Origin of the sequence: Gottfriedia sp. NPDC057948 (assembly GCF_042887255.1) — a bacterium.
GTDB lineage: Bacteria > Bacillota > Bacilli > Bacillales > Bacillaceae_G > Gottfriedia.
In genome coordinates, this window is sequence record NZ_JBHVPN010000004.1 from 178,731 (window position 1) to 190,399 (window position 11,669).

At 33.3% G+C, this 11,669-nt stretch carries 12 protein-coding genes; 9 read left to right on the plus strand and 3 right to left on the minus strand.

Annotated features, from left to right (window positions below):
• Positions 1-144 precede the first annotated feature (144 nt).
• Positions 145-1,383: a DNA polymerase IV gene (locus tag ACFVRR_RS09365; RefSeq protein WP_335448027.1), complete on the plus strand. Its 1,239-nt coding sequence runs from the start codon at positions 145-147 to the stop codon at positions 1,381-1,383.
• Positions 1,384-1,486: 103 nt separating this feature from the next.
• On the opposite strand, the gene ACFVRR_RS09370 is transcribed toward ACFVRR_RS09365, so the two are convergent.
• On the minus strand, positions 1,487-2,167 hold the full coding sequence (locus ACFVRR_RS09370; RefSeq protein ID WP_387327425.1) for an N-acetylmuramoyl-L-alanine amidase family protein: 681 nt from the start codon (positions 2,165-2,167) through the stop codon (positions 1,487-1,489).
• Between the two features lie 229 nt (positions 2,168-2,396).
• Here ACFVRR_RS09370 and ggt point away from each other — a divergent pair, with 229 nt between their 5' ends.
• Genes ggt through ACFVRR_RS09385 form a run of 3 tightly spaced genes read left to right on the plus strand, consistent with a single transcriptional unit; the run spans position 2,397 to position 5,140 of the window.
• Positions 2,397-4,013 carry a gamma-glutamyltransferase gene (gene ggt, locus ACFVRR_RS09375; protein WP_387327428.1) on the plus strand — a complete coding sequence of 539 codons (1,617 nt, stop codon included), beginning with the start codon at positions 2,397-2,399 and terminating at the stop codon, positions 4,011-4,013.
• A gap of 21 nt (positions 4,014-4,034) precedes the next feature.
• The gene (locus ACFVRR_RS09380) at positions 4,035-4,616 is read left to right on the plus strand and encodes a chromate transporter (protein WP_387327430.1); all 582 of its coding nucleotides are present in this window, start codon (positions 4,035-4,037) and stop codon (positions 4,614-4,616) included.
• A complete protein-coding gene (locus ACFVRR_RS09385) occupies positions 4,613-5,140 on the plus strand; it encodes a chromate transporter (protein ID WP_387327433.1) in 528 nt (175 codons plus the stop codon). The genes ACFVRR_RS09380 and ACFVRR_RS09385 overlap by 4 nt, the downstream gene beginning before the upstream one ends.
• 18 nt (positions 5,141-5,158) lie before the next feature.
• Here ACFVRR_RS09385 and ACFVRR_RS09390 read toward each other — a convergent pair whose 3' ends face one another.
• Positions 5,159-5,593, minus strand: a complete 435-nt coding sequence (locus tag ACFVRR_RS09390) for an SET domain-containing protein (protein ID WP_387327435.1) — start codon at positions 5,591-5,593, stop codon at positions 5,159-5,161.
• Positions 5,594-5,845: 252 nt separating this feature from the next.
• On the opposite strand from ACFVRR_RS09390, the gene ACFVRR_RS09395 reads away from it, so the two are divergent.
• The 3 genes from ACFVRR_RS09395 to ACFVRR_RS09405 all read left to right on the plus strand — a co-directional run bounded on the left by ACFVRR_RS09395 (position 5,846) and on the right by ACFVRR_RS09405 (position 8,506).
• A complete protein-coding gene (locus tag ACFVRR_RS09395; protein ID WP_387327438.1) occupies positions 5,846-6,346 on the plus strand; it encodes a hypothetical protein in 501 nt (166 codons plus the stop codon).
• Between the two features lie 197 nt (positions 6,347-6,543).
• A complete protein-coding gene (locus ACFVRR_RS09400) occupies positions 6,544-7,308 on the plus strand; it encodes a MerR family transcriptional regulator (protein ID WP_387327441.1) in 765 nt (254 codons plus the stop codon).
• A gap of 811 nt (positions 7,309-8,119) precedes the next feature.
• Positions 8,120-8,506 (plus strand): hypothetical protein, encoded by a 387-nt coding sequence (locus tag ACFVRR_RS09405; protein ID WP_387327444.1) that lies wholly within the window; start codon positions 8,120-8,122, stop codon positions 8,504-8,506.
• 139 nt (positions 8,507-8,645) lie between these two features.
• Here ACFVRR_RS09405 and ACFVRR_RS09410 read toward each other — a convergent pair whose 3' ends face one another.
• The gene (locus ACFVRR_RS09410) at positions 8,646-9,566 is read right to left on the minus strand and encodes an NAD(P)/FAD-dependent oxidoreductase (protein WP_387327446.1); all 921 of its coding nucleotides are present in this window, start codon (positions 9,564-9,566) and stop codon (positions 8,646-8,648) included.
• A 195-nt stretch (positions 9,567-9,761) separates the two neighbouring features.
• On the opposite strand from ACFVRR_RS09410, the gene ACFVRR_RS09415 reads away from it, so the two are divergent.
• A complete protein-coding gene (locus ACFVRR_RS09415; protein ID WP_387327449.1) occupies positions 9,762-10,685 on the plus strand; it encodes a DMT family transporter in 924 nt (307 codons plus the stop codon).
• Between the two features lie 81 nt (positions 10,686-10,766).
• Positions 10,767-11,630, plus strand: a complete 864-nt coding sequence (locus tag ACFVRR_RS09420; protein ID WP_387327452.1) for an AraC family transcriptional regulator — start codon at positions 10,767-10,769, stop codon at positions 11,628-11,630.
• Positions 11,631-11,669 lie beyond the last annotated feature (39 nt).

The window sequence follows — 11,669 nt, forward strand, 5'->3', positions numbered from 1 at the left end:
CCTTTAATCCAAAAACGTTTATAATAATTAGAGATTGGTTTTAGATTTGATTCAAACTTTATCAGTTTTAACGATCTTCAACATTAATACACGTTTATAGGAAATATAAAAAAATGATATTATACTAGCATAGGAGGTGTAGCAATGAATCAATGGGCACCAAAGAGCGGAAGAGTCATTTTACATGTTGATATGAATTCATTTTTTGCTTCGGTTGAAATAGCGAATGATCCAACACTAAAGGGTAAACCAGTAGTTGTCGCCGGCAATGAAAAAGAACGCAGGGGAATTATCGTAACTGCAAGTTATGAAGCTCGAGCTTATGGAATTCGGGCAACAATGCCATTATGGGAAGCGCGAAAAAAATGTCCTGAGATGATTGTGAAAACTCCAAATTTTGAAGCTTACCGAAAAGTCTCAAGGCAAATATTTGAAAAATTAGGTGCAATAAGTCCTAAAATTGAAGTGGCATCAATTGATGAAGGATATATTGATATAACTAATTGTGATGAAAAACTAGGTCATCCAATTAAAATAGCTGAATTGATTCAGTCAATGTTGTTAGAAGATCTGGATATGCCATGCAGTATCGGTATTGGTCCAAATAAATTTCTTGCGAAAACAGCCTCAGATATGAAAAAACCACTTGGAATTACTGTTCTTCGTAAGAGGGATGTCCCTACTATTTTATGGCCTAGAAAAGTAGGAGAAATGCATGGGGTTGGTAAGAAAACTGAAGAAAAATTAAATGAAATTGGTATTATTACAATAGAAGATTTGGCAAAAAGTAATGAAAAACAAGTACAAGAATTATTAGGAGTAAACGGTAAATCTTTAAGAAATAAGGCCAATGGAATAGATGAGAGAGAAGTCGATCCTAGTCGTATGCTTTCACATAAGACAATTGGCCAATCAACGACATTTTCTTTTGATGTTTTTGAGGAACCAATTATTGCAGAAAAATTTGAAGCTCTATCAAAACGGGTAGCTGAACGATTAATTAAGAAGGGTTTAGTTGCTGACACTGTGACAATTACACTTCGATTTAGTGACCGAAAAACAATTAATCGAAGTAAAAAACTTTCAACACCTGTACAACAAGCTAATGATATCTTTAAAGAGGCATTTGATTTATGGAAAAGAAATTGGAACGGAGAACCATTACGTTTAATCGGAGTAACTGCATCACAATTAAATCCAAAAGATGAAATATCAAAGCAATTAGACCTATTTTCTTTTGAAAAGGATGCCAAACAAGAACCATTGTTTGAAACATTACATAAATTGCAAGATAAATATGGAGAACAAGTGATTAGTTTAGGGAGACAAAAAAAGAAAATTGACTCAAACAATATATTAGATATATTGAAATCTACAGAGTAAACAACTGCTGGGCTTTCAATCGAAGGTCTTTTTGTTGTCTTCGTTTTTTAACAAAAAAAGACGGTCTATTAATTAGACAGTCTTCAAATAGTTATATAACCGTTTAAACTTTCTCAATAATAATTTTAGTTGCTGTTGGAAGATATTGTTCCACTGCATTCAGTACATTTTGATCATCTTCATATGCACCGACCTGTACTCCGTCTACGATTACTCTATGCATTTCAGACTTAGCCTTAGCTGTTAAGTTAAATGCTTTAACTAATCCATTTACATGCCCTTGAGCTACTTTTTGACGCCAATTTGGGTCTTTTAGTTTTGCAGCATCACTTGCATTATCTATGAATCCATTTTCAGTCAGAATTGCTGGCATATTTGATTGGCGTAATACATGAAAATTAGCTTTTTTCTTACCACGATCAGTTAGACCATTTACCTTTACGATTTCTGGATGTAAAACGTTTTGATATTGAGCTGAAGTAGACGTATCTGACAAACCATCGTATATATAATCCTCGTAGCCAGACGCTGATGTATTAAATGAATTGATATGAACAGATAAAAAGTAGGTAGCACCCCATGAGTTCGCATCGTTAGTACGTTCAGATAAAGAACGATCAGTATCTGTAGATCTGCTCATTCTAACCTCAACGTCATTATAGTTATTCAATAAATCTCTTATTCTTAAAGCGATATCCAAAGTTAGATCTTTTTCCTTTAATCCATTACCTACTGCTCCTGAATCAGAGCCACCATGCCCTGGATCTAAATAAAGTTTCAACATTAAATTTATCCCTCCTAATGATAATCTATTCAAAGTAGCCTTTAGTTGAAATGGACAAGCATCTAATGTATATAACCAAATTTAAGAGATTTAGTTGAATTAGACATTCATTCTAATAGATTCTTTTATTTAGATTGATAGTTAAGTAGGGGAATACTAAAATATTGTCGAATTTAAAGATTAAGTTAGATCTAATGTAACTATTGCCAACAGCCAAGGAGGAAAGTGTATGTATACAAAAATGAAAGCGAATGAACACGTTTATTCATCACATCGTAATGTGGTGTATGCTAGAAATGGAATGGTCGCTACTTCCCAACCATTGGCTGCACAAGCGGGCCTAGATATTTTAAAAAGGGGTGGTAATGCAGTAGATGCTGCAATCGCTACAGCTGCTTGCCTTACAGTAGTAGAGCCTACTTCAAACGGTATTGGTGGAGATGCATTTGCATTAGTTTGGATGAACGAAAAGTTATACGGTTTAGATTCAAGTGGACCAGCACCTAAAAATATATCAATTGAAAAATTAAAAAATTTAGGGTATGAAAAAATGCCTAAATATGGTTGGATTCCAATAACTGTCCCTGGTGCTCCGGCTGCTTGGGTAGAATTATCGAATCGGTTTGGAAGACTTTCGTTAAAGGACGTGCTGCAACCGGCAATTGAATATGCTCGTGAAGGTTTTCCGATTTCACCAACATTAGGTAAGTTTTGGAAAAAGGCTTATGAAATATACAAAAAGGAGTTAAACTCTGAGGAGTTTGCTGCTTGGTTTGATACGTTTGCTCCAAATGGAAGAGCTCCTGAAGTAGGAGAAATTTGGTCGTCATTGGACCATGCAATAACGATAGAAAAAATAGCCGAAACAAATGGTAAAGATTTTTATAAAGGTGAAATTGCAGATAAAATTATTGCTTCTTCAAATGAATATGGTGGTTTTTTAACAAAAGAAGATTTAGAGTCTTTTAAACCGGAATGGGTAAATCCAATAAGTATAAATTACAGAGGCTATGATGTTTGGGAAATTCCACCTAATGGTCAAGGAATTGTCGCACTGATGGCTTTAAATATGTTGAAAAATGAACAGTTTGATGACAAAGAGAACGTAACTACATATCATAAACAATTTGAAGCAATGAAGTTAGCTTTTGCTTGCGGAAAGGAATATGTAACAGATCGAAAGTTTATGAAGACTTCGGTTGAAAGTCTATTAAGTGATCAATATGGAAAAGAACGCTTTTTAGAGATCACGGAAACTGCTCATACACCATTACCTGGAAGACCGCCTAGTGGAGGAACTGTTTATTTAGCAACAGCTGATGGAGATGGGAATATGGTCTCCTTTATTCAAAGTAATTATATGGGTTTTGGGTCAGGTATAGTAATTCCTGGAACTGGGATTGGATTGCAAAATAGAGGTTGTGATTTTAGCTTAAATGAAAAACATGCCAACGCTTTAATTGGTGGAAAAAAATCATATCATACGATTATTCCGGCATTTTTAACAAAAAATAATAAAGCAATTGGACCATTCGGTGTAATGGGTGGTTATATGCAGCCACAAGGCCATGTTCAAGTAATCATGAATAGCATTGATTTTCATTTAAATCCACAAGAAGCCTTAGATGCTCCTAGATGGCAATGGATTGAAGAGAAAATAGTTGAAGTTGAACCTAATTTTCCTCAAGAGATTGTAAAAGAGTTACAGGCTAAAGGTCATGAAATTAAGGTAGCAAAGGATACTGGAAGTTTCGGGCGAGGCCAAATTATTTGGAGAAATGAAGACTCTGGCGTTTTAATGGGTGGTACAGAATCAAGAACGGACGGTTGTATAGCAAGTTGGTAAATATGAAAAGGAATTGATTTAATGAAACAATTAGAAATATTCATCGCTTTTTTTCGAAGTAGTATTTTAGGATATGGTGGGGGACCATCTACGATTCCTCTAGTTTATAAAGAAGTAGTGGATACGTATAAATGGATGAAAGACGAAGAGTTTTCTGAAATTTTAGCTATAGGAAATATGCTCCCAGGTCCAATCAATACAAAATTAGCAGGTTATATTGGTTATCGTATTGGTGGCATAATCGGAATGCTTAATGCGATTATTGCAACGATCTTACCGACAATCCTTTTAATGATTATACTTTTAACATCATTAGCGTCTTTTAAAGATATTAAATGGGTTAATGGGATGAAGGAATCAATTGTACCTGTTGTAGGGGTAATGTTAGGTGTGTTAACATGGCAATTTTATCAAAGTTCAAAAAAAGGATTGAAAACACCAACAATATTAATTCATTTAGTTGTCGGTTTGTTTCTTATTCAATTTTTACACATACACCCAGCGATTATAATTGGTAGTTTACTACTATTTGCAATCTTCCAGCCAGTGAGAGCAACTTCCTCAAATGACCATCAGACGAGGAAGGGGAGTAAAAACGAATGATTTATTGGAAATTATTTCTTTCATTTCTTATTACGAATCTTTTAGGATATGGTGGGGGGCCGGCTACCATCCCATTAATTCAAAATGATGTTGTTACACAAAATCATTGGTTAACTCAACAAGAGTTTCATGAAGCATTTGCCATGGGGAATGCCTTACCAGGGCCGATCGCAACTAAAATGGCTGGCTATATTGGATACAAAATTGGAGGGATCTTTGGTTCCTTTATAGCAGTCTTTGCAACGGTAATCCCTTCTTTATTACTTATGATTCTACTAATTGGATTGCTTTATAAAAATCGTAACTCAATTCGAGTTAAAAGAATGACAGCATATGTAAAACCAACAATTGTAGTACTATTAGGCCTACTTACATATCAATCTTTTTCTGATTCATTTCATGATATTGGAGCATTCCAAGTTATTTTTATTGCAGTTTGTACATTTTTCTTAATGGAAAAATTTAAAATTCATCCGGCTTTTGTAGTACTTGGTGCGTTAATTTATGGTGCCATTAATCTTTAAAAATAAAAAAGAAACCAATTAATTGGTTTCTTTTTCTTTTTCTTCTTCTTCTTTTTGTTTGCTCATAACTTCTTCATAATCTTTATTAAACCAAAGAGGATCCATATTATCCACTTCGCCATTATAATTAATCAAAATTTCTTCGCCAGCTTTAATGTCTTTGTAAGCGAAAAAATCAAATGTGTGATTATCAAAGTTAATATCGTAAGTTGCATTTGCATCATAAGAATGGTTGAATAGCATTCCGTATCCTAGAAGAATAGCTGAATGATTAATACCATATTCAAATGTATAGTCTGCTAATAAAGTTTTCTCGATATGCTCATGTTCCTCGTTCGGGTAAGAAATAACTGGCGCCTCGTGTATCAGTTCACCTTTTGCAATATCACGTGTTGCAAAGACACCTCGATTAAATTCACCGTCACTCAACGTAGAAGTTTTAATTTCAATCATAATTACACCTATAATTCTCTCTTAAGTCTTATAGATAGTTTGCCACTATTTTAGATATAAATCAATTTTTTTATCTAATTAGCGTTATTCACATAAAAGTGCGTCTCTTTTTCGATCGAAAGAAGTAGTAAAACCCAGGACAAGTCTACTATAAGATTAAAAACGGATAAAATAATAAAAATCTAAGTATATATTTTGCCAAAACATCAAATTATAAAATTGTTATATATATATATAGGGAGGCAGATTATAATGAAATTTTTTTATAAGATTATGATTTTATTGATTGTAATGTCTTCTATTCTTCCAGGAAATAAGCAGGTAAATGCAACTAGCAAAAAGGAATTTCTGCGAATTGAAGGATATAAGCCAAACCAAACTGTAACTAAAATTCCTAATCTATCTGATATTTTACAGGTTTCAACAAATCAGATCCTAGTAACTTTTGATTCACAAGTTGATCTAAATTTAGGAACAAAAGCATCATTTTATTGGATTCAAAGTTTATCTGATAAAATCCCTACCGGAATTGCATCTCTAGGAAGCAAAAGTCAATTTAATGCAAGGAATGCTTTATCAACTAATCAAGTTACAATTACAAAGGTACAAGGAGATAACAATTCATTCTTGTTAACCTTTAAACAAGAAATACCTTCAAATAAGCGATTTAAACTAGCAGTTCGTCATTTGCATGCTCCTGGTGGAAAACCATTTGATGGTATAAATGGTGTAAAAGTATTTACAGGTAAATAATTATTTAGTAGTTTGTCTATACGATGTAATCCCCTAAAGCAGAGGGGATTTTTTTATGTCTTGTAAAGAATGATGCCAAACGATCGTTTATGGAATATGTAGGTTACTCCGAAAAAAAATCTTAAAAAATATAAATTATAGAATTGACTTTAACGTTGCGTAAAGGTGTATTGTAATGATGTCAGGAGGTAGTCGCAATGGAATATACAGTACAAAAGCTTGGACTTCTAGCAGGAATCAGCACAAGGACTTTAAGATATTATGATGAGATTGGAATTCTTAAGCCGGCAAGAATTAACTCATCAGGATATCGGATTTATGGTCAAGCGGAAGTAAATCGCTTGCAACAAATCTTATTTTATAGAGAACTAGGTATGAATTTAGAAAACATTAAAGAAATTATCACATCACCTGATTTTAATAGTGCCAAGGCGTTAACCGAGCATCGTGAGCAGCTTCTTGATAAAAGAAAGCAATTGGATTTATTAATTACAAACGTTGAAAAGTCAATTGCTCTAACAGAGGGGAGAATTACAATGTCAAATAAAGAAAAATTTGAAGGCTTTAAGAAAGATATGATCGAAGAAAATGAAAAGAAATATGGAAAAGAAGCACGTGAAAAATATGGAGATGAAGCTGTTAATAAATCAAATCAAAAAGTAATGAATATGACAGAAGAAGATCATAAAGAAGTAACGCGACTTGCTGAAGAATTAGCAAAAACACTAGCTGAAGCATTAAAAACGGGCGATCCATCAAGTGAAATTGCACAAAAAGCAGCTGATCTGCATAAACAATGGTTAACATTTTATTGGAGCAAATATAGTAAGGAAGCGCACGCGGGCTTAGCCCAAATGTATGTAGACGATGAACGCTTTAAAGCACATTACGATAAGGAACATCCTGGAACTGCTGAATTTTTAAGAGATGCAATTCATATTTACACGCAACATAAAAAATAGTCGGGGAAGGTGTACTTAGACTAGTTCTAAGTACACCTTCTCATAATTCGTGAATTTTACTCATGAGGAAGTAAAACAGGAAAAAGAAGAGAAAAGGTTACTTATGAGAGGTTCATGAGGAAGTAAAACAGCAAAAAGAAGAAAAAAGGTTCCTCATGAGAGGTTCATGAGGAAGTAAAACAGGAAAAAGAAGAAAAAAGGTTACTCATGAGAGGTTCATGAGGAAGTAAAACAGGAAAAAGAAGATAAAAGGTTCCTCATGAGAGGTTCATGAGGAAGTAAAACAGGAAAAAGAAGAGAAAAGGTTCCTCATGAAAGGTTCACGAGGAAGGTAAATAGCAAAAAGAAGAAGATCCATATTCTTAAAAGATTTATGAGCATTTAACACAACAAAATGAAGATGTTGTCATAATCCTAAGACTCCTATGGGATAAGCGGGAAGGCTGAGACCCCGCAGACTCGCTGAGGAGGCTTGGTCTCGCCCCATCGAAAGCGAGGAGCATCCAGAAGAGGAAATCAACATTACTCTACTCCTTTTACGAAAATTTGGTAATTTAATTGACAAGGGTGTTTTTCAACAACGTGAGAAAGTGTACCTAGATTCAATCTAAGTACACTTTTTTTATATTTTTTTGGAAAAAAATAGTAAATGTATTCAACGAAATTTGGTATAATTATTTTTATGATTAATTAGTTTGATGTAAATTTTATAGAGAAGTATTATAAATTTTTAAATAATGGAATGTTTATGTACAATATAGGTAAGAATTTGATTTAAATAATTCAATTTTTAAACTAAGGATGTACTAAAATGGACGAACAATTTATACCGAGGAAAGAGCGACATAAGAAGCGCTTTATTAGAAAGCGTCAAAATATTGAGCATGAAAAAATAAAATTTAGTACTTATATATTAAGTGTATTTTATTATTTTTTATTATTTTTAATTTTCAATCTTGTACAATTTTATATATTTCAGCATGTTAAACATGTTAATCACACCATTAGATCACTTGGGAATTTTGATTTAGCTAGAGCAATTATATCAGGATTAATCTATTTACTATGTATTATTTGTATTGAGGATACTTATAGAAGATATCGAATGCCTTCAACTTTCATCCGAATATTAATACCAATTTTAGTGTTTATTTTAGCAATCATCACTATGTATACTTTATTAAAAGTATTTTTCTAAAACGATTTATTAAGATGAAAAACAGCAAAAAAGTATTACTTCATTAGAATGATGTAATACTTATTTTGTTGAGCTTAAATAGTAACTTTGTTAGAGAATGGATAGGTTGGGGGGCAAATCGCTTATCTTTGTAAGTTGTTTATGAATCTTTTACACTTATTTCTAATAATCTTTTTTGAATCCAAACAGCGGCTTGGGTACCATCGCCCATTGCTATTGTGACTTGTTGAGAATGGGCTACTAAATCGCCGGCTGCCCATACATTTGGAACATTCGTCTCCTTTGTCCGCGGGTCTACAATAACATGCTTATTATTTAAAAGATTTACCCCTAGTTGGATAGCAAGATTATTTTGTACTTTATTTCCACCAAAACCAATAAAAGCTCGGTCCCCATAAATTATTTCACCACTTTGTAAACAAATGCCTTTAAAAGTGGAATCATCTTCTTTGAGTACTTCTTTAATGTTTTCTTTTCGATAGTGAATTCCAATTTTCTGTAGTTGGTCATTTAATTTGGTATCAACGTCATGTCCTTCGTGATTAATATATGTAATTTGTTTTGACCAATAAGCTAATGTTATGGCGAGATTTGCACCAGTATTACCAGATCCAAGTATTAAAACATTTTTATTTAAAATTTCATATCCATCACAGTCTGGACAAACATAAATTGTCGATCCAAGACAATCGACTAGATTTTTAATTTGAGGAATTCGATCAATTAGTCCAGTTGCGAGTAAGACTGTTTTGGCAGAATAAGATTTTCCCGCTTTCGTCTCTATTAAGAATTGATTGTTTACGTTATGTATACTTATTACTTTATCTTGGGTGAATGATACACCATAGACTTCAGCATGCTTTCTTCCTAGTTGTCTTAGCTCTTGTCCACTTACACTATTCGGCCAACCTAATATATTGCGATATGTTTTACATAATGTTGAGCGCCCATAATTTGAGTCAATTACGAGTACATTCCTTTGGTATCGCCCAAGCTGAATTGCTGCCTGTAAACCTGCGAAACCTCCCCCTACTATGATACATTCAAATAATTCATTCATAGACTATTCTCCTAAATCATTTAATACAAAATCGTATATGTTCAATTTTTCCAATTAAGCAATTTCTAATCACAATTTCTCAATTAATCTAATTGTTGAAAATTAAAGTATTTTTGATTGATATATTCTGAATAGTTAGGTACGATTTTTCTATTAACTTATTTTAATTTGTTGTTTTTTGTGGAGGGAGTAAAAATGAGTGCAGATAAGATTGCCTTAACAAATTCTAGAACGAAGGGAATTATTCTCGTATTAACTGCGGCAATATTATGGGGCATATCTGGTACTGTTGCACAATTTGTATTTCAAAGAAATCATTTTAGTCCAGAATGGTTAGTAGTTATTCGATTATTGTTTTCAGGAATCATCCTATTAATTTTTGCTAGTCTGAAAGAAAAAAGAAATATAACAGAAGTTTGGAAGGATAAGAAGGATATCTTAAATTTATTGTTATTTAGTATTCTTGGGATGTTAGCAGTTCAATATACATACTTCGCCGCAATAAAAGCATCAAATGCTGCTACTGCGACAATTTTACAATATTTGGCACCTGTCATTATTACATGCTATTTAGCAATGTGTTTCAAAAAAGGACCAACTAGAAAAGAGGTACTTGCTGTCATTTTAGCGCTTGCAGGGACATTTTTATTGGTAACACATGGAACGATTAAAGGATTGTCTATTACTGGATGGGCATTGTTTTGGGGACTTACTTCCGCTTTTGCTTTAGCATTCTATTCAATACAGCCTCAAAATCTTTTAAAAAAATTTGGGTCGACAATCGTAGTAGGTTGGGGAATGCTAATCGGTGGAATTTGTTTTAGCTTCATACATTCACCTTTTAATTTCCAAGGTCATTGGTCGATGAGTGCATATTTCGCAGTCATTTTTATTGTTATTTTTGGGACGTTAATAGCCTTTTATTGTTATTTAGAGAGTTTAAAGTATATTAATGCTTCTGAATCTAGCTTGCTTGCATGTGTGGAACCATTATCAGCAGCTGTACTATCAGTCATTTGGTTAAGAGTAAATTTTGAAATGATAGACTGGATCGGTAGCCTATGTATTATAAGTACGGTTATCATTTTAGCAATGGCTGATCGAAAAGAGGCTAATTGACTATTATCTGTCACAAAAGAGCATAAAAAGACAGGACTCAATAATTTTAACTTGTTAGGATGTAAATAAGGGAGGAGTCATATGGCTTGGGTTGAATCTTTACAAAAGGCAATTGATTATATTGAAGACAATCTATTAAATGAGTTAACGATTGAAGAAATTTCTAAACAAGCTAATTCATCTGTTTTTCATTTTCAGCGAACATTTTCAATTTTAACTGATATTAATATAGCTGAATATATAAGACGAAGAAGACTGACGCTAGCGGCCAATGAATTAACAACTACTGATCATAAAATAATTGACATTGCCTTGAAATATAGGTATGACTCTCCTGAGGCTTTTGCAAAAGCGTTTAGAAGACAGCACGGTGTAACACCAAGTGAAGCAAGAAAGTTTATTGGAAATCTAAAATCATATAACCGCCTTGTTATTCAGGTGAGTTTGAAGGGAGCAGAACCAATGCAATTTAATATTGTTGAAAAAAGTGCTTTTCAAGTAGTTGGCGTGAAAAAAGAGTTTTCTTATTTGAATGATCAACAACAGCAACTGATTCCTAAAATGTGGGATGAGGTTAATGAAAATGGTACGAGTGATCGTTTGTACGAAATTAACAACGGTGACATTAAAGGTATTTTAGGTGTGTGTATGATGAGCGAAGAACAAAAATCAAAAAATCTACTAGAATATTGGGTTGCAACCGCATATGAAGGAGTTGTACCAGAAGGATTTTATCATCATGAAATTCCTGCATCAAAATGGGCTGTATTTGGTGTTCACGGAGCAATGCCACATGCAATGCAATCGGCATGGAAGAAGATTTTTTCGGAATGGTTTCCTTCAAGCGGCTATTCACATGCAGGCATCCCTGAATTTGAACTTTACCCGGAAGGAAATCCATTTAGTGAAGATTATTATACTGAAATTTGGATTCCGGTAAAATAAATCCGATTATTTATTATAAGAGGTAAAAAAGGTGCTTCA